At 63.0% G+C, this 25,970-nt stretch carries 9 protein-coding genes; 6 read left to right on the forward strand and 3 right to left on the reverse strand.

The window, feature by feature from the left end:
- Positions 1-35 precede the first annotated feature (35 nt).
- A complete protein-coding gene (locus I6E51_RS02140) occupies positions 36-2,198 on the forward strand; it encodes an ATP-dependent Clp protease ATP-binding subunit (RefSeq protein WP_197106711.1) in 2,163 nt (720 codons plus the stop codon).
- Positions 2,199-2,244: 46 nt separating this feature from the next.
- Here I6E51_RS02140 and I6E51_RS02145 read toward each other — a convergent pair whose 3' ends face one another.
- Positions 2,245-3,081 carry an exodeoxyribonuclease III gene (locus I6E51_RS02145; protein WP_197109291.1) on the reverse strand — a complete coding sequence of 279 codons (837 nt, stop codon included), beginning with the start codon at positions 3,079-3,081 and terminating at the stop codon, positions 2,245-2,247.
- 71 nt (positions 3,082-3,152) lie between these two features.
- On the opposite strand from I6E51_RS02145, the gene I6E51_RS02150 reads away from it, so the two are divergent.
- Genes I6E51_RS02150 through I6E51_RS02160 form a run of 3 tightly spaced genes read left to right on the forward strand, consistent with a single transcriptional unit; the run spans position 3,153 to position 5,353 of the window.
- Positions 3,153-3,296 (forward strand): hypothetical protein, encoded by a 144-nt coding sequence (locus tag I6E51_RS02150; protein WP_197109292.1) that lies wholly within the window; start codon positions 3,153-3,155, stop codon positions 3,294-3,296.
- 30 nt (positions 3,297-3,326) lie between these two features.
- On the forward strand, positions 3,327-3,878 hold the full coding sequence (gene pyrE / locus I6E51_RS02155) for an orotate phosphoribosyltransferase (RefSeq protein ID WP_197106708.1): 552 nt from the start codon (positions 3,327-3,329) through the stop codon (positions 3,876-3,878).
- On the forward strand, positions 3,875-5,353 hold the full coding sequence (locus I6E51_RS02160) for a septum formation family protein (RefSeq protein ID WP_307783765.1): 1,479 nt from the start codon (positions 3,875-3,877) through the stop codon (positions 5,351-5,353). Before pyrE ends, I6E51_RS02160 begins: the two co-directional genes overlap by 4 nt.
- A gap of 56 nt (positions 5,354-5,409) precedes the next feature.
- On the opposite strand, the gene I6E51_RS02165 is transcribed toward I6E51_RS02160, so the two are convergent.
- Together I6E51_RS02165 and I6E51_RS02170 are read right to left on the reverse strand one after the other, a co-directional pair.
- On the reverse strand, positions 5,410-6,183 hold the full coding sequence (locus tag I6E51_RS02165; RefSeq protein WP_197106707.1) for an HAD-IIA family hydrolase: 774 nt from the start codon (positions 6,181-6,183) through the stop codon (positions 5,410-5,412).
- Positions 6,180-7,040 carry a site-specific DNA-methyltransferase gene (locus I6E51_RS02170; protein WP_197109293.1) on the reverse strand — a complete coding sequence of 287 codons (861 nt, stop codon included), beginning with the start codon at positions 7,038-7,040 and terminating at the stop codon, positions 6,180-6,182. The genes I6E51_RS02165 and I6E51_RS02170 overlap by 4 nt, the downstream gene beginning before the upstream one ends.
- A 232-nt stretch (positions 7,041-7,272) precedes the next feature.
- Here I6E51_RS02170 and I6E51_RS02175 point away from each other — a divergent pair, with 232 nt between their 5' ends.
- Together I6E51_RS02175 and I6E51_RS02180 are read left to right on the forward strand one after the other, a co-directional pair.
- On the forward strand, positions 7,273-25,500 hold the full coding sequence (locus I6E51_RS02175; RefSeq protein WP_197109294.1) for a DUF11 domain-containing protein: 18,228 nt from the start codon (positions 7,273-7,275) through the stop codon (positions 25,498-25,500).
- Positions 25,497-25,946, forward strand: a complete 450-nt coding sequence (locus I6E51_RS02180; RefSeq protein WP_197109295.1) for a hypothetical protein — start codon at positions 25,497-25,499, stop codon at positions 25,944-25,946. Before I6E51_RS02175 ends, I6E51_RS02180 begins: the two co-directional genes overlap by 4 nt.
- Positions 25,947-25,970 lie beyond the last annotated feature (24 nt).

The raw sequence follows: 25,970 nt of genomic DNA on the forward strand, positions 1-25,970 counted from the left end.
AGTCATCTCAACTCAAGTTTGTGGAGGGTTTGTAAATGGCGAACATGCAGGGTGCCCCAAGTACCGATGAAGAGCAAAAAAGTGCTCTCGAAAAGTACGGGGTAAATCTCACCGAGATTGCACGCAGTGGCAAACTCGACCCCGTGATCGGGCGTGACGCCGAAATTCGTCGTGTCAGTCAAGTGTTGACGCGACGCACGAAGAACAACCCTGTACTCATTGGTGAGCCCGGCGTCGGAAAGACGGCTGTTGTTGAAGGCCTCGCTCAGCGCATCATCGCCGGAGACGTTGCCGACTCCCTCAAAGACAAGCAGCTCATCTCCCTCGACCTCGCTGCCCTCGTCGCCGGTGCCAAGTACCGTGGCGAGTTCGAAGAGCGCCTCAAGGCCGTGCTCAAGGAGATCAAAGACTCCGACGGCCAAGTCATCACGTTCATTGACGAACTTCACACCCTCATGGGTGCGGGTGGTGGCGACGGTTCGGTCGCGGCATCCAACATGCTCAAGCCCATGTTGGCCCGTGGTGAACTGCGACTGATCGGTGCCACAACGCTCGACGAGTATCGCCAATACATCGAGAAGGATGCCGCGCTTGAGCGCCGCTTCCAGCAAGTATTCGTCGGCGAACCTTCTGTCGAAGACACCGTCGCGATTTTGCGTGGCCTCAAGGAGCGTTACGAAGCCCACCACAAGGTGACCATCGCGGACTCCGCGCTGGTGGCGGCCGCAGCACTCAGCAATCGCTACATCTCGGGTCGCAAACTGCCCGATAAGGCGATCGACCTCATCGACGAGGCGGCAAGCCACCTCAAGATGGAGATCGATTCCTCGCCCGTTGAAATCGACAAGCTCAAGCGTGCTGTTGACCGCCTGCGCATCGAAGAGCACGCTCTCAAGAAGGAAAAAGACGAGGCCTCGAAGGCGCGACTCGCGAAACTCCGCGAAGATCTCGCCAGCCAGAGCAAGTTGCTGAACGAGTTGGAAGGGCGCTGGAAGCTCGAAAAGGCGAGCCTGACCGACGTCGGTGAGCTGAAGACTCGCCTCAACGATGCTCGTATTGCCTCCGAGCGCGCGATGCGTGACGGCGACTACCAAAAGGTGTCGAAGCTCGAGTACGAGACGATCCCATCAATCCAACGCGCCCTCGTCACCGCCGAAAGCAACGAGCCAACCGGCCCCCGCATGGTCAATGACCAAGTGACCGAAGAAGACATTGCTGCCGTTGTGGCCGCGTGGACGGGCATCCCTGTCGATCGCCTCACCGAGGGCGAGACTGAGAAGCTCTTGCACCTCGAAGCGGAACTCGGCAAGCGTCTCATCGGTCAAAAGGAAGCCGTGCAAGCGGTCTCCGAAGCGGTTCGCCGCACGCGGGCCGGAATCTCCGACCCCGACCGCCCCACCGGCTCGTTCCTCTTCCTCGGCCCCACCGGCGTCGGAAAGACCGAACTCGCGAAGGCGCTCGCGCAATACCTCTTCAACGACGAGAAAGCTCTCGTGCGCATCGACATGAGCGAGTACGGAGAGAAGTTCTCTGTCTCGCGCCTCGTCGGTGCCCCTCCCGGCTACATCGGATTCGAACAGGGCGGTCAGCTGACCGAGGCTGTGCGCCGTCGCCCTTACTCGGTGATCCTGCTCGACGAGGTCGAAAAGGCGCACCCTGAGGTCTTCGACATTCTCCTGCAGGTGCTCGATGATGGTCGTCTCACCGATGGCCAGGGCCGCACTGTCGACTTCCGCAACGTCATCCTGATTCTCACCAGCAACTTGGGCAGCCAGTTCATCACTGACCAAGAGCTGCCGTGGGATGCCCGCAAGGCTGCCGTCGATGACCTCGTACGCAAATCGTTCAAGCCGGAGTTCATCAACCGTCTCGACGACATCGTGGTGTTCCAGCCGCTCTCGACCGATGACCTCAGCCAGATCGTTGAGCTCGACATCGACCGTTTGGGCAAGCGCCTCACCGATCGTCGCCTGCAGCTTGCTGTGACCCCGGATGCTCGCACTTGGCTTTCGGAGCGTGGCTACGACCCCATCTACGGCGCACGACCGCTCCGCCGACTCATGCAGCGCGAAATCGACGACAAGCTCGCCAAGGCGTTGCTCGCTGGCGAGATTCGCGATGGTGACACCGTGCTCGTGGGGCTCGCCGAGAACGGCGAAGGCCTCGAGGTGTCTCGGTCGGAGCCTGACGCCGGCTAACCCGCGCGCTTAGGCAACCGCTAAGGCAACCGCTGAGACGAACTGCTTAGAGGAACATGGGCCGATCGTCGTCGTTCTCGGTGTCGATCGCGAGTTCGACGACGACGGGAACGTGGTCGCTTGGGCCATCACCCTTGCGCTCTTCGCGGTCAATCGATGCGCCCGTCACGAGTTCGTCGAATGCGGGCGAACCGAGCACGAAGTCGATGCGCATTCCCTCATCGCGAGGGAACCGCAGGCGCTGGTAGTCCCAGTAGGTATAGCCCTCGATGTTGCGGCTGCGGAGAGTATCGATCATCCCGGCCTCTTCAAAGGCCCGGAAGGCTGCGCGTTCAGCGTCGCTCACGTGAGTCTTGCCCTCGAAGGCTGCGATGTCCCAGACGTCGTGATCGAAGGGGGCAATGTTGAAATCACCCATCAGGGCGAGAGGCTGTTCCGGATTGTCGCGCATCCATTGAGCAGCTTGCGTCTTGAGGTTGGCGAGCCACTCGAGCTTGTAGGGGTAGTGCGGGTTGTCGAGCTCGCGGCCATTGGGCACGTAGAGGCTCCACAGCCGGGCGCCCTCAATGGTGACACCAAGAGCGCGCGCTTCGATCGGCACTGTGCCGTCATCGAGCGCTTTGCCGAACCCTGGCTGGGTCTCGAAGCCGACCGAGACATCCTCCATGGGGAGGCGGCTCGCGAAGGCCACGCCATTCCACTGGTTGAGGCCGTGGAGCTCGACCTCGTAGCCCGCTTCGGTGAACGCTTCGAGAGGAAATTGCTCGGGCTTGCACTTGATTTCTTGCATCGCCAGTACGTCAATATCTTCGCGGAGCAGCCAGTCAACGACGCGGCTGACTCGGGTTCTGATGGAGTTCACGTTCCAGGTGGCAATGAGCATGCTTCAACGGTAATAGGTCTACCCCCGCATTGGGCGACGACAGGTGCGGCCTCGCCCCGTAAAGTCATCGTATGCAGCAAGATATCCTTCTCGACGAAGCTGCGGCAAAGGCTGACCGTCTCGACCGCCGCAACGCGACAATCCTCGCCATCTTGGGCTTCGTGGGCGTCACCATCTCGGGTGCTTTGCTGGTTTTCGGCGAGACCATCCTCTAGGAGGTCCGCGACAATGGGTATTCTGTACTCGTGACCGACGCCAAGCAACAGCTCATTGAGCACATTTCCGCCGATGCCGTGTTCCACGGTGATTTCACTCTGACGAGCGGAAAGAAGGCCACCTACTACGTCGACATGCGTCGCGTAAGCCTCGACCACCGCGTCGCTCCGCTCATCGGTCAGGTCATGATTGACCTCATCGCCGATGTGCCAGACATCGTTGCTGTCGGAGGGATGACGATGGGGGCCGACCCGATCGCCGCCGCGATTCTTCACCAGGGTGCGGCCCGCGGCCTCACCTACGACGCTTTCGTCGTGCGCAAGGAGCCCAAGGATCACGGCCGTGGTCGTCAGGTCGAAGGGCCTGAGCTCGAGGGCAAGCGCGTCATTGTTCTCGAAGACACCTCAACGACCGGCGGTTCACCGCTTGCCGCTATCGAGGCGCTCGAGAAGGTCGGCGCGATCATTGCCGGCGTTGCTGTCGTTGTCGATCGTGACACTGGCGCCAAGGAGCGCATCGAGGCCGCCGGCTACCCCTACTTTTCAGCGATCGGGCTTGGTGATTTGGGGCTTACTCCGTGACCTCTGGCGACAACGGCTCGGGCGCTGGTGACAACCAGGAACCTCGCGAGTCCTCCTTCAACTGGGGACTCACTCCGACCGAGCCCGAATCGCCACCCAAGCCCACCCGGGCAACTCCTGTAGACCCGGAACAACCCGCCGATTCTGACGTTCCGGCGAGCTCACCGGCACCCGAACACCCCCAGGCTCCTGCGGCTCCCCAGGCGCCCACACCTCCGCAGGTTCCCGAGCATCCCGAAACGTTCGTTGCCCCCGCTGTTCCGCAGCCAACCGCGCTTGAAGTTCCTTTGCCGCCAATGACGCCATCGCCAGGCACGCCGCCGCCGGCAACGCCCGAGGTTCCTGGGCTTCTCAAGCTCCCGCCGATGCCGGGCGAACAGCCTCCCGTGCAGCCGCCAGCATCCCCTGCCGCGTCACCAGCGGCCGCCCACTCTGCCGATTCTGCGCAGCCCGCCGATCCCGTTGTTCCTCCGCGCGAGCCTCTCATCGAGCCGCCGCCGACCGAAGCAATCAACGTCGCAGACCTGCCAACCGGCGCCATGGATATCTCTGATCTCCCCACCGGGGCGATGGACATTTCCGATCTCCCGACCGGCGCGATGGATATCGCCGACCTGCCGACCGCCGCGATCAGTTCGGCTGATCTGCCGACAGCTGCAATGGATGCCGCCACTCGGCGACAGGCTCAGCTGCCGGCGTCGGTTGACCAATCGCTGGAAGGCGCGACCGAAGTCATGGGAGCGCAGTCGCTCGAAGGCATCTCGGCAGAGTCGGAATCTGTCGAGCACGACGCCGTGAGCGACCTCTTCGGTGAAGACAAATTCGTGGAGTACGAAGATCAGGCGCTCGTCGCGCAGGTGCCAGCGGTCATTTCACGACCGCGGGTTCCCCAGCCTCCTCGACCGCCGATTCCGCGCGGTCAATTGATCGGGCTGGCTATCGCCGGAGGTCTGGTCGCGGCGCTCGCCTTGGTCGCACTGTTCTTGGCGGGTACTCGCCTCGGCCCCTCCGTAATGCCTGCTGCGGTTGCCTCGCCGACCCCGTCGGCGACAGCTACTGCCGTTGTTCCCGTTGTGGGCCCTCTAGCACCGGGAACCTATCAGTGGAATGAACTCGCCGGCGGCGAGTGCCTTGACCCCTTCGCTTCTGCCTGGGAGCAGGAGTACACCGTGATCGATTGCACGCAGCCTCACGCCGCGCAGTTGCTCACGATCGGCCTGTTCGAGGATGCAGCGTCGGATCCTTATCCAGAAGCAGAAGAGCTCGCATCACGCACAGCGACAGCCTGCTCTACGGACGCTGTGATCGACTTCGCGGCGGCGCAATCATTCTCTAACCTCGAAATCGTGGCGAGCTTCGCTGCAAACGCGAGCGACTGGGATGCCGGAAACCGCGACTACTACTGCTTCGCGACGCGCTCCGGTGATGCCGCTCTCACGACATCCGTCGCTCAACCGCAAACGCCCTCCGAATAGCGGGATGGCCGGGACTGGCCGGGACTGCCGGTTCAGAGCGATCGGTGCGTGGCCAACTAGTTCAGTAGGTCCGCGACGCTGTCGAGAACTTCGTTGGGTCGGAACGGGTAGCGGTCGATTTCTTTCTGATCGCTGATTCCGGTGAGCACGAGAACAGTGTGGAGACCCGCCTCGATGCCGGCGACGATGTCGGTGTCCATGCGGTCACCAATCATGCCGGTGGTTTCGCTGTGGGCGCCGATCTTGTTGAGCGCCGAGCGGAACATCATCGGGTTCGGCTTGCCGACGATGTAGGGCTCCCGACCAGTGGCCTTGGTGATGAGAGCGGCGACCGCGCCCGTTGCGGGCAAGGGGCCGTCAGCACTCGGGCCGGTGGCATCCGGGTTGGTCACAATAAAGCGGCTGCCGTTGCCGATGAGGCGGATGGCCTTGGTGATGGCTTCGAACGAGTAGTTGCGGGTTTCGCCAATCACGACATAGTCGGGGTTGGTTTCCGTCATGATGAAACCGGCTTCGTGAAGGGCGGTCGTGATGCCAGACTCGCCGATGACGAACGCGCTGCCGCCCGGAATCTGCTCTTTCAGGAAGTCAGCCGTCGCGAGCGCAGAAGTCCAAATTGCCGACTCGGGAACATCGAGACCCGACGCCTTGAGCCGGGCGCTCAGATCGCGCGGGGTGAAGATCGAGTTGTTCGTGAGCACCAAGTAGGGCTTCTTCTCATCGCGCCACTGCTTCAGCAGCTCTGAGGCGCCGGGAACGGGATGGTTCTCATGAACGAGAACACCATCCATGTCGGTGAGCCAGCATTCGATTTCGTCACGATTCCTCATGCGCTCATGTTAGCGAACACCGTCTCCTCTGACAGCCGTTTGGTGATGATGGCGATCGCGTCGGGATTCTGTTCGACGAGGACCACGCGACGCTTGAGGGCTTGGGCGACGGCACCGGTTGTGCCGCTTCCGGCGAAGAAATCGAGCACCCAATCGCCGGGCTGGCTGGATGCCTGAACGATGCGTCGCAGAATGCCTTCCGGCTTCTGCGTGGCGTAGCCCGTTTTCTCTTTACCGGTAGGGGACACGATGGTGTGCCACCAGACATCCGTCGGCAGTTTGCCGCGGGCTGCCTTTTCTGGCGTCACAAGACCGGGCGCCATGTAGGGCTCGCGGTCGACTTCTTCGTTATTGAAGTAGTAGTTCTTCGGGTTCTTTACATAGACAAGGATCGTGTCGTGCTTCGAGGGCCACTTCTTGGTGGCACGGGCGCCATAGTCGTAGGCCCAGATGATCTCGTTGAGGAAGCTCTCGCGCCCAAAGAGAGCGTCGAGAGCGACTTTGGCGTAGTGCACTTCGCGGTAGTCGAGGTGGAGGTAAAGGGTGCCGCGGTCGTCGAGCAGGCGCCAGGCCTCCTGCAAGCGTGGCTCTAAGAATTCCCAATAATCGGCGAACGTGTCGTCGTAGGAATACAACACTCCCTTAATCGTGTCGTAACTGTTGCCTCCGAAGCCCACGCGCGTACCTTCGGTCGAACGTTGCGTGGTTAAGGCTTGACGGCGCTGCGTCCGCCCAGTGTTGAACGGGGGATCGATGTAGATCAGCCGGAAGCTTTCGTCAGGCAAAGTGCTGATCACGGGCAGGTTATCGCCGTGCACAACAAGGTCGGGTCCATCGGAGGTCCAAGGCGGCTGCATCCCTTGAGATTAACAGCCGGTGGCGCGCTCGGGTCACACAGGCACGAAGCACCCTATGAGGTCGCTAAGAATCAGAGTTCTAGCCCCAGTGCGGGGCGGCTTCGGCTGGTTAGGCTGTCCAAAACTTCGACCAACGGTTTATGGTTGGAGGAGATGCGCTCACCCGAAGGGCTATTCGTTGACGATGCGATGACCCGCAAAGTCAGGGATTTTGACTCGGGGGAGAGAAATAGTGCGGCACAACAGCATCAACGTGGAGCGCACGCAGCGTAGTGCTCGAAGCGCGTTCATGCGTGGCGTCGCATCTGTCGTCGCCTTCGGTCTTCTCGTGGCCGGACTGACTGTCATGCCGTCATCGCCCGCCGAAGCTGCCGTCGTGCAGTGGGGAACCAACGCCGGTACGTCGCCGAGCTACCAAACCACCGTCAACGGTGACTTCCTCATGGCCGGTAACGGCGTTCTCGCCTGTAACCGACCGCTCTACTCGGCGGCGCAAATTGGTACCTGTATCGACCTGCACTCGGCATCGGGTGGAAACGGCAATACGGCCAACGACAACTTCTACCTCGAAAACTCGAACACGGTAGCCGGCTTCACCACCAACTCGAGCTCGGCAAACATCACCATCCCCGCGGGCGCCGGCGTCAAGAAAGCTTTCCTGAGCTGGAGCGCCAACACCGGTGCTTACACGGGGATCACGGAAAATGCGTGTGCGAGCCCGAACGCGACGCGCGGCACCGCTCTTATGCCTGCCGGTTCGGCAACCGGTTATCGCACCGCGCCCGCCAAACTCAAGGTGGGCACTGGCGCCGTCACTACCGTGGCGCCGACGACACTGCTGGAAGACCCGGTCGGCACGCCCTCGTCGATTTACTACAGCGCAAGCGCTGACGTCACCACAGCTTTCGCTGGAGCGGCCACGGGAACCCCGCTCACGGTATCCGCTGGCGACCTGTGGGCACCGCAGGGTGCTGGTTGCTACGCCGGCTGGACTCTGACGGTCGTTTACGACTACGGCATTTACATTCCGAGCCAACCGCTGTCGCAGCCGCACCGCATCATCTTCTACGAGGGTCACGTTCGCATGACCGCCGCTGAGGCACCGCTGACGGTTGCCTTCAACGGTTTCAGCGCGATTGCCACCGGAACTCGCGCTGGATTCTCGCTCTATGAGGGTGACCGCATCATCCAGGGCGACATTGCCGAGTATTCGCGCGGCAACGGCGGCTACACGCAGATAGCCAACAGTGCGGGCAATGCAAATAACATCGGAATCGGTCGAGGAGAGGGCTCTGTTCGCTACACGGCGCTCACCGACGTCGGGCCCTTTACGAACCAGAGCGTGGATGTCGCGACGACCAACCTGACAAACGTGCAGGCGGGCGACACCTCCGTCAACCTCCGCATGAGCACGAGCGGGGACTCGTACCTGCTGCAAAACGCGATCCTTTCCGTGCCCAGCGCCGGAATCAATATCTCCAAGACCTATAACGGAACGCTCGACCAGCAATCGCGCACGGCAACAGAACCGGCAACCTTCACGATCACCGTGACCAACTCAGGCGTCGGGGTTCTGCAGAACATTGTCGTCGCAGACGACCAAACCAACTGTGCACGCACATTGACCGGCGTGACGCTTGCCCCGCTTGAGTCGTATACGTACACGTGTGTTGCGAATGGTCCAACGACCGCCAGCTACGACTCGACTGCCTCAGTGACGGCGAGCACTGTGGTGGGAAACAGTCCGGCGACAGGCAGCGACTCCACTCGCGTGCTGCTGTCTTCGATCTCCCTCGCCAAGACAAGCGCGCTCGCCGGTGGAGCAACCGGTCGCGCCGGCGACACCCTCAACTACACCTTCACCATTAAGAACAACGGCGACTCGCCCCTTACCGGAGTAGCGGTCACTGACCCGCTGCCCGGACTTTCCGCCATCACCTACTCCTGGCCGACAGGAACCGCTGGCGCCCTCGCCGCTGGTGCCTCCGCGACGGGAACGGCAACGTACACGCTGACGCAGGCAGATGTCGATGCCGGTTCGATCGCGAACACGGCGAGCGCCACCGGCACGGATGCCGACGGCGGTATCAAGCCCGTCGCGACGGCCAACCGCACCACGCCCATCCCGGTGAATGCTGTTCTCGAAACCAAGAAGACTGCAGCGTATGCCGGTGCTGGCGTCGGCAATGTTGGCGATACCGTCAACTACTCGTTCTCTGTGAAGAACACCGGTAACGTCACGCTCACTTCGGTGACGCTGACTGACCCGCTCACCGGCCTCTCGGCGATCGCCGTCACATGGCCGGGCACCGCGGGTCGCCTCGCACCGGGCCAGACCGCCACGGGAACCGCGACCTATACGGTCAAGCAGGCGGATGTGAACGCCGGCAAGATCGTGAACCAGGCGAGCTCCACCGCGCGAACTCCCAAAAACGTTGCCGTCACGGGCGTCAGTAATGAAGTGACGCTAGCAACCGCGCCTGCCTCTCCCGCGCTCACCACGACAAAGTCGGGAACAGTAGCCAACCCCAAGGGTGTCGGCAGTGTCGTTACCTACAACTTCAGCGCGAAGAACACCGGAAACGTCACCCTCACTGGCGTCGCGATCACTGACCCGCTCGCCGGGCTTTCTGCTCTGACCTACTCCTGGCCGGGCACCGCCGGCACCCTGGCTCCTGGCGAGACCGCCACCGCCACGGCGACTTACACCGTCAAACAGTCGGATGTCGATGCTGGCCTCGTGCGCAACACAGCCTCCAGCTCGGGAACATCACCCGGCGGCACGACCGTCACTGCGGCATCCCCTCGAGTGGATGTTGCGCTTCAGACTCGCACCCCCGCCGTTTCGCTGACAAAGTCGGGCGCGCTCGCGGGCGGTTCAACTGCTGGCAGCACCGTGAACTACTCATTCGTTCTGACGAACTCGGGCAACGTGACGCTGACCAATGCGGGCATCACCGACCCACTCTCGGGCCTCTCTTCGATCACGTACGGCACGTGGCCGGGCACCGCAGGCACTCTCGCGCCCGGTCAGTCCGTCACAGCAACCGCGACCTACACCGTGAAGCAATCGGATGTCGATGCCGGTGCGGTCGTGAACAGTGCGACGGCGAAGGCCACACCTCCGACCGGTGCTGACGTGACGCGGACGACTCCCGCGACGGTTCCGATCACGGCTGACGCCAAGATGGTTGTCACCAAGTCGGGCGCGTACACGACAGGATCCGGCGCTGTCGGCTCGGTTGTGACCTACACCTTCAGCGTGAAGAATGACGGAAACGTCACCCTCAGCCAGGTGGCTTTGGCCGACCCGCTCTCGGGACTCAGCCCCATCGCGGTGACCTGGCCCGGAGCATCCGGAGTATTGGCTCCCGGTCAGACGGCTACGGGAACCGCGACGTACACGGTGAAGCAATCCGATGTGGATGCGGGTTCGGTCAAGAACACGGCTACGGCTACGGCGAAGACTCCCACCGGCGGCACGGTGACACAGGCCTCCACGCAGTCTGTAGTGCCCACGGTCGCACCGACTCGACTCATCACGACCACGAAGTCGGCAACGATTGCCGGCGGCGCAACCGGCAAGGTCGGCGACGTCATCAGCTACTCGTTCAGCGCGAAGAACGACGGTAACGTCACACTCTCCGGTGTCACGATTGCTGACCCGCACACTGGCCTCTCGGCGCTGACCTACACGTGGCCCGGTGCCACTGGCGTGCTCGCACCCGGCCAGACCGTCACCGCAGTTGCGACTTACACCATCAAGCAATCCGATGTGGACGCCGGAACGGTTAAGAACATCGCCACCGGTAGTGGAACTCACGCCGGCACTACCGTGAGCAACCCCTCGTCTGAAATCACCGTTCCGACCGTCACGGCGAACCCCGTTGTCACGACGCTCAAGTCGGGTGCGCTCGCCGCCGGTTCGACCGGCCGCGCTGGCGACACCGTGAACTTCTCGATCAAGCTCACCAACTCGGGCAACGTCACCCTGACCTCGGTCTCGGCCACCGACACGCTCCCCGGTCTCTCGGCGCTCACTTACGGCACGTGGCCCTCGGGCACCGCCGGAACGCTCGCGCCCGGACAGTCGGTTACGGCCACCGCTACCTACACGCTCAAGCAGTCAGACGTGGATGCCGGCTCGGTATCGAACACCGCCACCGGTTCCGGCACCCCGCCCACCGGCGCCGCCGTCACCAGCGTCAGCCCCGCTACGGTTCCGATCACTGCCGGCCCCGCGCTCAGCGTCTCGAAGTCGGGCGCGATCACGACCGGAAACGGTTCCGTGGGCGATACCGTCACCTTCTCCTTCGTTGTGCGCAACACCGGTAACGTCACCGCCACTGGCGTTGGCATCTCCGACAGCCTCGTCGACCTCTCCGCCGTGACCTTCGGCACCTGGCCGAGCGGCACAGCAGGCACGCTTGCTCCCAACACTCAGGTGACCGCTACGGCCACCTATCTGATCAAGCAGGCTGACGTTAACGCTGGCTCTGTGAAGAACACGGCCACGGCATCCGGAAGCACGCCGTCGGGCGGAACCGTGACGGCAACGTCCCCGCAGGCTGTCGTGCCAACCGTCGCATCATCACCGGCAATCGACACTCAAAAGTCGGCAAGTATTGCCGGCACGGGTGCTGTCGGCGATGTCATCACGTACACGTTCACCGCGAAGAACATCGGTAACGTCACGCTCACGGGCGTCTCGATCGCGGACCCACTGACCGGGCTTTCGGCTCTGACCTATGGCACCTGGCCCGGCGGAGTTTCCGGAACGCTTGCGCCCAACGCGCAGGTCACGGCCACGGCGACCTACACAATCGCTCAGTCGGATGTCGACGCGGGTTCTGTCAAGAACACGGCGACCTCGCAGGGCTCGTTCGGGGCGACGACGGTCACTGACCCGTCACCTCAGATCACGACGCCCACGATCGCCTCGGTTCGCACCATATCGCTGACCAAGAACGCGGTCCTCGCGGCGGGCGCAACCGGCGTCGCTGGCGATGCCGTCAACTACAGCTTCGTCGTGCGCAACACCGGTAACGTCACGCTCACGGGCGTTGGCATCACCGATCCGTTGCCCGACCTTTCGGCCGTCACGTTCGGCACTTGGCCGAGCGGAACAGCCGGTCGTCTCCTGCCGCAAACACAGGTCACGGCTACTGCCACCTACATTTTGAAACAGTCGGATATTGACGCCGGCTCAGTCGCGAACACTGCGACGACCCGCGGCACCCCTCCCACCGGTGCCGTCGTGTCGGCGACCGCTCCCGCTACCGTTGTCGTCGCCTCGAATGGTGCCCTTGCGGTAACGAAGACGGGTGCGGTCACCTCAGGCACCGGCGGTGTCGGCAGCACGATGACCTTCTCGTTCTCGATCACGAACCCCGGAAACGTCACGATGACGGGTGTCGCGATTGTGGATTCCCTCGTGGGCCTTTCCGCGCCGCTATACACCTGGCCGACCGCGACGGCCGGGCGACTTGCTCCGGGCCAGACGGCGACCGCGACCGCGACGTATACGGTCAAGCAGGCCGATGTAAACGCGGGCTCGGTAGCGAACACGGCAACAGTGTCGGGCAAGACTCCGACGAACGCAACGGTCACTTCTGCACCGTCGACCGCGAACGTGCCCACGATCACGGGTGCCCCTGAGCTCACCACCACAAAGTCGGCGAACGTCACTTCGGGAGCCAAAGTCGGCGACTCGATCACCTACTCCATCGCGATCTCGAACACGGGTAACCAGACCATCACCGGCGTCGCTCTGACGGACTCGCTCGTCGGTCTCTCCACTCCTGTTGTCACGTGGCCGGGTGTGGCGGGAACCCTGGCTCCAGGCCAGACGGCTACAGCCCTCGCAAGCTACACCGTGAAGCAGTCGGATGTTGATGCTGGCTCGATCGCCAACACGGCGTCAGCAGCGGGAACGGCTCCGGGCGCGACTCCCGTCAGCGATGACTCCAACCCCGTGGTGACGACCACCGTTACTCCGGCGCCGACTCTCTCGCTCGTGAAGTCCGGCACGCTGCCGGCTGGATCCACGTCCGTTGCTGGCGAAGTCGTCACGTACAGCTTCGTCATCCGCAACACCGGCAACGTCACGATCACGGGTGCCGCGGTCAGCGACCCACTCTCTGGTCTTTCGTCGATCACGTATGGCACCTGGCCGTCGGGCACCACCGGAACGTTAGCGCCGAACACTCAAGTGACGGCCACCGCTACCTACACGGTGAAGCAGACGGATGTTGACGCGGGTTCGATCGCGAACACCGCGACCGCAACGGGAACGGGCGTCATCGGCGGTGCTGCTGCTCCGAAGACCAGCAGCGCTACGGTTCCGCTCGCCTCGACCGCCAAGCTCACGGTGTCGAAGACGGGCGCTACGGCAGCCGGGGCGAACAAGCTCGGCGACACCGTCACTTTCTCGTTCGTCGTCAAGAACACCGGAAACGTCACGCTCTCGAGCGTCGGCATCACTGACACTCTGGCGGACCTCTCGGCTGTCACCTTCGGCACCTGGCCGGGCGGCACGACCGGAGTTCTCGCTCCGAACGCGCAGGTCACCGCTACCGCGACGTACACAATCAAGCAGTCTGACGTGAACGCTGGCTCCGTCAAGAACACGGCTACGGCATCCGGAACGCCGCCATCGGGCCCCGTTGCTACGGCATCCTCGACCCAGGCTGTCGTGCCGACTGTTGCCGCTTCGCCTGCGCTCATCACGACCAAGAGCGCTGTTGTCGGCGGCACGGGAACCGGCGCGATCGGCGACACCGTCACCTACACCTTCACGTCTCGCAACTCCGGTAACGTCACGCTCACGGGCGTCACGCTGACCGACCCGTTGAGCGGGCTCTCCACCCCCACCTACGTGTGGTCGGGTGGCGTTAGCGGCCAGCTCAACCCGAACGGAACCGTCACCGGAACCGCCACCTACACAATCACGCAGGCGGATGTTGACGCCGGCTCGGTCAAGAACATTGCGACCGCAACGGGTACGCCTCCCACGGGCGCTGCCGTGACTGCTCCGTCGCCGCAGCTCGTCACACCGACGATCGCGTCTGCACCGAAGATCGGTGTGACCAAGTCGGGCGCTCTCGCGCCGGGCGCGCAGGGTGTTGCTGGTGACGTTGTCACGTGGAGCCTTTCGCTCACCAACTCGGGCAATGTGACGCTCACCTCGGTAGCGGTCACTGACTCGCTTCCCGGCGTCTCCGCCGTGACCTATGGCACGTGGCCCTCGACGGCAGGAACCTTGGCTCCGGGCCAGAGCGTGTCAGCCACGGCAACGTACGTTCTCACGCAGGCCGACATCGACGCCGGCGCTGTCTCGAACACCGCTAATGGTTCGGGTACTCCGCCGCGCGGTTCACCCGCGACGGCCACTGCTCCCTCAACCCTTCCGCTCGCATCGAACTCCAGCATCACGCTCGATAAGACCGCAGCCATTGTGTCTCCCGGCACGGGCGTGGTGGGTGACACCATCCGCTACACGTTCACCGCCGAGAACACGGGTAACGTCACCCTGACCAACGTGATCATCGCCGACCCGCGTCCCGGACTCAGCGCACTCACCTACGGCACCTGGACCAGCGGCACTGTTGGCCGCCTCGCTCCGGGTCAGACGATTACGGCAACGGCTGACTATGTCATCCGCCAGGCCGACCAGAACGCTGGCGTTGTGAACAACACGGCGTCCGTTTCGGGCAAGCCTCCCGCAGGCGCGAACGCCACGGCGTCGTCTGCTGCGGTAGCTACTCCGACCGCAACGCGCGTTCCCGGCATCCTCACCACCAAGACCTCGAGCGTGGCCGGAACCGGTGCCGTTGGCGATGTCATTACGTACACGATCACCGTGCGCAATACGGGAAACACGACTCTCACGTCGGTATCGGCGAGCGACCCGCTCTCGGGACTCAGCACGCTCACCTACGGCGCTTGGCCTGGCGGCGTGACGGGAACGCTGCAGCCCAACACCCAGGTTGTCGCCACCGCGAAGTACACGATCAAGCAGTCCGATGTGAACACGGGTTCGGTCACGAACACGGCAACAGGTCAGGGCACGTCGCCCTCCGCCGGCGTGATCACTGACCCCTCTGATGAAGTCATCACTCCGACCGTTGCGGCGAACCCCGTGGCGACCTTCGCGAAGTCTGGCGCGCTCGCCCCCGGTTCCGTTGGTGTTGCCGGCGACGTCATCACCTACACCTTCACCACGAAGAACACCGGAAACGTCACACTCACGGGTGTCTCCGTCGCCGACCCGCTGGCTGATCTCGGCGCCATTTCGTACACGTGGCCAGGTGCCACAGGTGTGCTCACCCCGGGTCAAACCGTCACCGCTACCGCCAACTACACGGTGAAGCAGTCGGATGTGGATGCTGGCTCTGTCAGTAACGCCGCGACGGCCACCGTCACTCCGCCTTCCGGCACGCCCTTCAGCGAGACGGACTCAGAGACGGTCTCGATCACGCCTACTCCCGGAATCTCGGTCAGCAAGGTTGCCTCCGTCGGTGGAACCGGTGCAGAAAACGACGTCATCACCTACACGATGACGATTCGCAACACGGGTAACCAGACACTCACCGTCGTGACGCTCATCGACAACCTGCCTGGTTTGAGCGCTCCGACCTTCGTCTGGCCGGGAGCGGACAATGAGCTTGCGCCAGGCCAGACAGCCACGGCGACCGCAACGTACACGATCGATCAAGACGACCTCAACGCCGGCGAGGTAACCAACACCGCCAACGTGACCGCGCAAACTCCGGGCGGCGGCCCCGAGGTGGCGGCAAGCTCTGGCGCCGTCGTTGTCGCGACCGGTGCCCAGCGTCCCGAGCTCACGACAACGAAGACCGCCAGTGTCGTGCCGAGCCCGGCCGCTGAAGGCACCACGATCACGTACTCGTTCCTGGTGGAGAACACGGGAAACGTGACCATCGAGAACCTCGTTCTCAACGACCCGCTCCTGGGTGCAGCAACACCGACGTTGTCCGCGACATCACTCGACCCGGGTGAATCCGCCACAGCAACGGCGAACTACACGATCACTCAGACCGATGTCGACGCCGGTTCGGTGACGAACACGGCGAAGGCTGCCGGTGCCACTACAGCAGATCCCGCCGTGCCGGTTGAAAGCCCGGTCTCTTCGGTGACGACTCCGACCGCGCCCGCCGCCCCCGGTATCTCGGTCACGAAAACAGGCACCGCCGCTCAAGACGCCGGCGACCTGATCGACTGGTCCTTCACGGTTACCAACACCGGAAACGTCACCCTCAGTGGCGTGACCCTCAACGATGCTCTCGCCGGCGTGACGCCCGTCTTCGGAACCTTCCCCAGCGGCATCTCTGGTCAGCTGAACCCCGGCGATAGCGTCTTGGCCACCGCTGACGACTACGTCGTGACGCAGGCGGATGTCGACGCGGGCTCCGTCGTGAACACCGTGACCGCATCCGGTACTCCGTCGCGTGGTGCCGTCGCCAATTCGACCACCGCCGCGACCGTGCCGCTGGCGCCGGACGCTGGCATCACGATCGTCAAGTCAGAAGACGCCACTCCGGCCGCCCGCGGTCTCGGTAATCCGGTGAACTTCACGTTCACCGTGACCAACACGGGTAACGTCACGCTGAGTTCGATCAGCATCATCGACGAACTCGACGGTGTCTCGGCGATCTCGTATGACTGGACAGGCAACCCCTCCCAGACTCTCGCTCCCAATGCTGTGCTGACCGCGACCGCGACGTACGCCCTCACGCAGGAAGACATCGACCGCGGCTTCGTCGATAACGACTCAAGCGTGCTCGCTTCGACTCCTGCTGGAGCGATCCTCGATGAGGATTCCACCACCGTTACGGTCACCACTGAAGCGTCCGCCCCGGTTCTCGTGACGACCAAGAACGCCGTGCTCAACGGCACCGGTGTCGTTGGCGACACGATCAGCTACACGATCACGATGCTGAACGACGGAAACGTCACCGTGACGGATGCCGCAATCACCGACTCTCTCGCAGGGCTCAGCGCTCTCGTCTACGGCGAGTGGCTTTCTGGTGTGGACGGCGAGCTGGCTCCCGGCGAGTCCGTCTCGGCCACGGCGAACTACACGATCACGCAGGCGGATGTCGACGCTGGCTCGGTCAGCAACGTCGCGACCGGCGATGCCGAGTCCGCTCGCGATGGCGCAGCGGTGACCGATGATTCGCCTGCCGCGGTCACGCCTCTCGTTGCTCAGGCCCCCGCCATTTCGGCGACAAAGAGTGGCGCACTCGAGTCGGGTGCTGAGGGCGAAGCTAACGACACTGTCGAGTTCTCGTTCACCATCACGAACGACGGAAACGTCACGCTGACCGGCGTGACGTTGGCTGACCCGCTCGCTGATCTTTCGACCATCACGTACACGTGGCCTACGGCGACCGATGGTGTGCTGGCTCCTGGCGCCACGGCAACCGCTGTCGCGACCTACGAACTCAAGCAGAGCGATGTGGACTCCGGTTCAGTAGTCAACCTCGCGACGCCGTCGGGTATCGACCCCGGTGCCGTCACGGTTGATGGCTCCGAAGTAGCGGCAACCGTTGTCGTCGAGCCCGATGCGAGCCTCAGCGCGAGCAAATCGGGCGAGCTCCGCGCTGGCGGAATCGGTCAAGTCGGCGACATCGTCGACTACGTGCTGATCGCGACGAACACGGGAAACGTGACACTCCACGACGGAGAACTGCTCGACCCGCTGCCCGGAATCACGCCTCCGGTCATCACGTGGCCGAACCCGGCAGAACCTGGCGTGCTCAAGGTTGGCGAGTCCGTCACGGGAACCGCATCGTACGCGCTCACTCAAGACGACGTTGACCGCGGATTCCGGGACAACACGGCGCGCGTTCAAGCCCTCACGCCGAATAACGTCCTTGTTCCCGCGATCACGAACACCGTCATCATTCCGACCGTTCGCCCCGCTCCTCTCCTTACCGTTGACAAGTCAGCGGTCGTTGCTGACGCTGGCGAACTCGGCGATGAGATCGCCTACTCCTTCACGATCACCAACGCCGGAAACATCACCGTGGCTGGCATCACCTTGGCCGATCCTCTGCCAGGCCTCACCGATCTCACCGTCAACTGGCCTGCCGCCAACACCACGCAGTCACTCGCCCCCGGTGAAAGCGTCGGAGCAACCGCAACCTACGAAATCACTCAGGGCGACGTCAACAACGGTGACGTCACCAACACGGCAACCGCGAGTGGAACCGACGCGCAGGGCACAGCGGTCACCGGTGACTCTCCTGAGGTCGTTACCGAGATCGTCGCCGCCGCTCCCTCGCTCAGCGCGACCAAGAGCGCGGCCCTTGCTGCGGGAGCAACGGGAGTCGCGGGCGACACTGTTGAATACAGCTTCACCGTCACCAACAACGGAAACGTCTCCCTGACATCCGTCAACCTCATCGATCAGCTGCCGGGACTCACTGGTGTGACGTTCGGCACGTGGCCGACGGCGACTGACGGCCTGCTCAATCCAGGCGACGATGTCTCCGCAACCGCAACGTACACACTGCTGCAGAGCGATATCGATGCTGGTTCTCTCGCGAACAGCGTCAACGCGATGGGCGTTCCGCCGACCGGATCTGCTGTGACACAGCCGGCCTCCGCAACGCTTCCGCTCACCCCAGCCCCCGACTTCACGATCGTGAAGACCGGAGACCTCGGCGCGCAGCTTGGCGAAGTCGGCGACGTTGTTGACTACTCCTTCAGTATTACCAACTCGGGCAACGTGACGCTCTCGGGTGTTGTGCTCATCGACTCCATGCCTGGTGTCAGCGCTCCGGTCATCGTGTGGCCAGGGGCTGAACGAGTTCTTGCTCCCGGTGAAACAGCCACAGCCACTGCCGAATATACGATCACTCAAGACGATGTCGACGCGGGTTCTGTAACCAACATCGCTGAAGCCTTGGGTGCGACCCCCGACGGTAGCGAGTACTTCGAATTCTCCGATCCTGCGGTGAACCCCACCATTGAGCGCACGGCATCAGTCACGATCGACAAGGTCGGTACAACTCCGGATGGCGCGGCTCTTGGCGACCTCGTTCACTACAGCTTCACCGTGGAGAACACCGGAAACACGACCCTCACCGATGTTGCGATTGACGACCCGCTCGTCGGACTGTCGACCATCGTCTATTCCTGGCCCGGTGCCGACGGCGAGCTCGCCCCTTCTGAGACAGCAACGGCGACCGCAACGTACGCGATCACGCAGGCTGACATCGACCGCGGCTACGTGCGCAACTCGGCGGATGTCGACGCAACGTCACCGCTGGGTGCCGTTGACGATTCAGTCGGCCCCATCGATGTGCCGACCGTCATTGCTGCTGCAGCGATTGAAACCACCAAGAACGGTGCGCTCGAGGCTGGTTCAACTGGCTTCGCTGGCGACATCATCGACTACTCGTTTACCGTGCGAAACAGTGGAAACGTCACGCTCACGGGTGTCACGCTGACTGACCCACTCACGGGTCTCAGCGCGCTGACCTACACGTGGCCGACCGCGACGGACGGCACTCTCGCGCCCGGCCAGAGTGCAACCGCGGTTGCCACTTACGAGCTCACGCAGGCTGATGTTGATGCGGGCAAGGTTGACAACACGGTGACGGCCGAGGGAACAACTCCTGCGGCAGGCACCGTCGACGACACTGCCGATGAGACAGTGACGATCACGCCAGCACCCGTGCTCACGCCCTTCAAGTCGGGAACGATTCTGAATGGTGGCGTCGGTGCTGTGGGCGACACCGTGCAGTACACGCTCACCGTGACCAACGACGGAAACGTCACCCTCTATGAGGGCCAGTTGCTCGACCCGTTGCCCGGACTCTCGGTTCCGGTTATCACGTGGCCAGATAGCGAAAAGCCTGGTGAGATTCCGGTTGGCGAATCTGTCATCGGTATTGCGACGTATGTAATCACGCAGGCAGACGTCGACCTCGGCTATATCCCCAACACGGCAGACATGTCGGCGAAGACCCCGCAGGGTGTCGTCATTGTCGAAGCCTCGAACGAAGTTATTGTGCCGATGGTGTTGCCGGCTCCGAACATCACGGTCACGAAGTCTGGTGCGCCTCAGGGCTCGGCTGACCTCGGCGACACAATCGACTACTCGTTCGAGATTCTCAACTCGGGTAACGTCACCCTCGATTCCGTCACACTGACAGACCCACTGCCGAGCCTCTCGGCGATCACGATCACGTGGCCAACTCCGACAAGCCCTGGCGTGCTCGCTCCCGGTGAGATCGCTACCGCCACGGCGGACTACGAGATCACTCAGGATGACGTGGATGCTGGCGCTGTTCTGAACATCGCGACCGCTGATGGCGTTGACCCCAACGGCACCGACGTCACCGATGACTCTGAAGCGAACACGGTTCCGACAGAAACGATTCGCGCCGAGGTTGAACTCACCAAGAGCGGTGTTCTCGCTGACCCGGCTCGCGCCGACGAGGGCGACACCGTTAACTGGTCGTTCGAGCTCAGCAACACCGGCAACGTCACGCTCACCGGTGTGGAGATCGTCGATTCCCTCGCGGACATCTCGGCTCTGACGTACACGTGGCCCGGCGCCGACGGCACGCTCAAGGTGGGCGAATCGGTCACCGCAACGGCGACATCCACGCTCACCCAGGAGCAGATCAACGCCGGAACTGTGGCCAACGACGCAGTCGGTTCGGGCACGCCTCCACGCGGCGATGCCGTGAGCGACCCCGCGACGGCAGCGGTTGTGCTCGCGTCGCAGGCTGGCATGGACGTAACGAAGGTCGGAACCGTGGATGGCGTCGGCAATGCTGGCGACACGATCGATTACGACTTCGGCATCACAAACTCCGGAAACGTCACCCTCACGCTCGTCGACCTTGTTGACGCTCTTGCTGGTGTCAGTAACCCGGTCTTCACTTGGCCAGGAACCACCGGCGAGTTGCAACCAGGTGAGACGGTTACGGCCATTGCTGATTACACGATCACTCAGGATGACGTCGACCGCGGCTCTGTCTCCAACGTGGCGACCGCCAGCGGAAAGCCGCCCATCGGTGACACGATCACGGTGAGCACGACGGTCACCGAAACGACCGTCGCTCCGGCCGCTGCTTCGCTGCTGCTGAGCAAGTCATCGAGCACGGGTGCCAGCGCCGGTGTCAACGACATCATCACCTACACGTTCGAGGTTGAGAACACCGGAAACGTCACGGTCGACGCGATTGTTATCACCGACCCGCTTCCCGGCCTCAGCACCCCCGTGGTGAACTGGCCGGGCGACAACGGCGTTCTTGCGCCGGGGGAGATCGCCACAGCGACCGCAACCTATGCGATCACCCAAGCTGATGTGGATGCCGGCTCAGTAGATAACACTGCTGTCGCCAACGGCACCTCGCCGACCGATGCTGCGGTGCCGAGCAACACGGCTCTCGAGTCGACGCCGACGGATGCTGCTGCCCCCGACATCCTCGTCACCAAGAGCGGTGCCCTCGCTCCCGGTGCGACCGGCTTCGAGGGTGACCTCGTGGAGTACGAGTTCTCGCTGACAAACAGCGGAAACCAGACCCTCACGGCGGTCTCGCTGGCGGACCCGCTGCCTAACATTTCGGCTCTGGACTACTCGTGGCCGACCGCGACGGCGGGAACACTCGCGCCGGGCGCTGTCGTCACCGCGACGGCAACGTACGAGCTGACTCAGGCTGATATTGACTCGGGCTCCGTGGCGAACGTGGTGACCGGTAGCGCGACACCGCCGTCTGGCGTCGCCTTCACCGAGGATGCGCCGGCCGCAGTAGCGATCGCGGCCAATGGCGAGCTTGACGCTAAGAAGTGGGGTGAATTGCGTGCTGGTGGAATCGGACAGGTCGGCGACTGGGTTGACTACCGTCTCGAAGCGATAAACATCGGCAACGTAACGCTCCACGATGGCGAACTGCGCGACCCTCTTCCGGGTCTTAGCGTTCCGACCATTACGTGGCCGAACCCGGCTCAGCCCGGTGTTATCTTGCCCGGTGAAAGCGTGATCGGTGAGGCTTCAGTTCAGCTCACGCAGGCTGACATCGACCGTGGTTACATCTCCAACATCGCGGATGTGGGAGCTACTGACCCGAACGACATCGATGTTCCGGCAACCACCAACGAGGTCATCATCACTACGGTTCAGCCGCAGCCGAGTATGACGGTTGTCAAGTCGGGCGAGATTGCTGTGACGGGCGAGAACGGCGTCGGCGACACCGTTGACTTCGAGTTCGAAGTTCGCAACACCGGTAATGTCACGATCGGTTCGATCGTGGTCACTGATCCGCTTCCCGGAATGACCACGCCCACCGTGCAGTGGCCGACCGCGGTAGAAACTCTTGCCCCGAACGCGACGGTGACCGCAACGGCCAGCTACGACATCCGTCAGTCGGATGTTGACCGCGGCTACGTCGAAAACACGGCGAGTGCTACGGCCGTTCCGGTGCGCGGCGACCCCATCGCTGCGGTATCGAACACGACCCAGGTGCCTACCGTGGCTCCGAGCGTGGTGGTTTCGGTGACCAACGTTGGTGCTTTAACCGATCCAGGCCCGGCTGAGGCTGGCGACACTGTCACGTGGAACTACAGCTTCACGAGCACGAGCAACGTGACGCTCTCGGGCGTTGAGCTGAGCGACTTTATTGGCTCGCTGCCCGCCGGCGATTACACTTGGCCCGGCGTCGTGGGCGTTCTCGCTCCCGGCGACACGGTCACGGCAGTTCGCGTGCAAACGCTGACTCAGGCCGATATCGACTCGGGTGCTGTGTCGAGCGTTGTCACCGGTGAGGGAACTCCTCCGGTGGGCGCTGCGGCAAGCGCCACTGCTCCGGCGACCGTCACTCTCGCGGCTGATGGCCTGCTGCAGGTGACGAAGTCGAGCGAGCTGGCTGTTGCGGGCGAGAATGGTCCTGGCGACACGATCGATTACACGATTGTGGTTAGCAACATCGGAAACGTCACGCTGCGCACGGTGACCATCACCGACAGCATCGACAACGTTTCGATCAACTCGATCGTCTGGCCCGCCAACAGCGGCGTGCTGGCTCCGGGTGAGTCGGCGACGGCGAGCGCCACGTACGTTCTCGAACAGGATGACGTTGACCGTGGCTACGTCGACAACACGGCATCCGTCCGTGGCGTCACGCCGGGCGGCGACCCTGTCACGGCGACCTCGAACGTTGACCGGGAACTGACTGCAGTTTCTGACCCCAGCATCACAGCCGAGAAGTCGGGCGTAATGACCTCGGGTTCGGGTGAAGTCGGTTCTGAAATCACGTACAGCTTCATCGTGAAGAACACCGGAAACGTGACCCTGCGCCTCGTAGGAGTTCTCGACCCACTGATCGATGTTGTTCCCTCCGACCTCACCTTCCCGTCGGCCACCGGTATTCTCGGCCCGAACGAGCAGGCTGTTGGCTCCGTCGTGTACACCGTCACGCAGGCAGATGTCGACAGCGGCACCGTAGAGAACACGGCGACCGCGATCGGCACCGCGCCTGATGGCAGCGAAGTTCAGGGCGTCTCGAACACGGTATTCAACCCGACCGAGGATGCTGAACCTTCCATCGTCACTTCCCACACCGCTGCTCTCGCTGCGGGAGCAACGGGTGTGCTCGGCGACGGCATGGACTACACATTCACCATCACGAATGACGGAAACGTCACGCTCGATGGCGTGACGCTCTCGAACACGATCCCGGGCCTCACCGGCTTCGTCTACACCTGGCCAGACCCGGCCGCTCCTGGCGTTCTCGCACCGGGCGAAAGTGTCACCGTCACGGCGACCCGTCTTGTTGATCAGGCGGATGTCGACGCTGGTGAAGTACGCAACGTCGCGACCGGCGAGGGCAACTCTCCTGCCGCAACCGCCGTTGATGCTGATTCTGCGGTGACTATCGTTCCGCTCATCGAGGCGCTGTCGAGCGTTGACATTGCCAAGGCTGGCGAACCGCGCGACACGGTGAACCCCGTCGTCGTTGGTTCGTGGATCGACTACACCTTCACCGTCGAGAACACGGGCGAAACCACACTGAGTGGTGTCACTGTTGCTGACCCGAAGGTCGGAACGACTGCGGTTGTGTACGGTGCTTGGCCCGCAGCAGACGGCGTATTGGCTCCGGGGGAGTCGGTTACGGCAACCGCGAGCTACCAGGTCACGCAGGCTGAGTTCGATGCCGGTTCGGCATCCAACACCGCCAACGTGACATCGACGAACCCGGCGGGCGACACCGTGATCGACACCTCCAACACTGTGGTGGTGCCGACCGCTGCTGGCGACCCCGACATCCAAATCACGAAGACTCAGGTGCTCGCCGCTGGCGCGACCGGCAACGCGGGAGACGTCGTGGAGTACAGCTTCGAGGTCACCAACACCGGTGATGTCACGCTGAACGGTGTCACGATCGCCGACGACCAGATCGATCTCAGCACGCTGACGATCACCTGGCCGGGTACTCCGGGCGTTCTCGCTCCGGGCCAGTCGGCCACGGCAACCGCAACGTACGTGCTCACTCAGGATGACGTGGACGCAGGCTCGATCAGCTCCGACGCCTCCACGGCGGGAACGCCGGTAGTGGGCGCAGTGGTGACGGATACGGCCACCGGCTCAACGCCGATTGTCGAAGACCCGTCGATGACCATCACGAAGACAAGCTCGTTCGCGACCTTCGCTCAACAGGGTGCAACCGTGAACTACGTCATCGAGGTCATCAACACGGGTAACGTCACGCTCACCGCAGTGGTGATCAGTGATCCCAAGCCGGGCGTCTCCGCGCTCACCTACAACTGGCCGGGTACTCCGGGCGAGTTGGCTCCGGGGGAGTCGGTTACTGCAACGGCAACCTATGTGATCACTCAGGATGACGTGGATGTCGAACAGACCACGAACGTGGCCACGGTCGACGCGAACGCGCCCTCGGGTGCCATCGCGCTGGAAGAAGCAACCGACGTTCTCGCGATCCCGAACGTGCCGAACATCGCACTGACGATTTCGGGTGTGCTCGGTGCGGGCCAGCAGGGCTACCCCGGCGATGTTGTGACGTTCACCTACGTGGCGACGAACACGGGAACGCTGCCGCTGACGAATGTCACGATCGCCGACCCGCGGTCGGGACTGTCAGCCATGCGCTATGGCACCTGGCCGGGAGCGATTGGTTCGCTCGCACCGGGCGAATCGATCACCGCAACGGCAACCTACGTCATCCGTGAAAGCGATGCCGGAACGACGCTGTACGAAACGGCAACGGTCACGAGCACCGAGATCAACTCGGGAGACCCCGTGGTCGCAACCGCACAGACAAGTTTGCAGCTACCTACCAAGGCACTCTCTTACACTGGGTCAGACCCCCGAGGAACCCTCGCAACCGGGTTGGGCACACTGCTCGCCGGCCTCGCTCTGATCCTGCTCGCCCGCAGAAGACAACGACAGGAAAATTCATGAAACTCCGCACACGACTGACCGCTACCGCTGTTCCTTTTGCGATTCTCGCGCTCACGCTGGCGGGATGCACCAACGGCACTGAGGAACAGCCTGACGCCACCGAAAGCTCGGCAGCGGCAGAGCAGACCCCCGGGGTAACTGACATCACGGATGCTCCTGGCACCGGCGAGAACCTTGAAGGTGCTCTTGCTGATTCCACCGTTGAACAGTGCGAGCGCGATGGCGACGACTGGGTCGTGAACGGGTCCGTGACGAACTCCACCGATGCCAGCGCCACGTACCGCATCTACGTCTCACTGCTCAACGGAGCCAACGACACCCGCGCTCTCACCCAGGTGGATGTCGAGGCAACCGAGCCCGGCGCGACCACCGACTGGGAGACTGTCATTCCTGTCGCCGAAGACGAGCTCACCTGCGTGCTGCGCGTCGAGCGCTACGAAGGCTAGTCGCGAACGGTCGCCCCGCACAGG

Origin of the sequence: Salinibacterium sp. NSLL17 (genome assembly GCF_015864935.1) — a bacterium.
GTDB lineage: Bacteria > Actinomycetota > Actinomycetes > Actinomycetales > Microbacteriaceae > Rhodoglobus.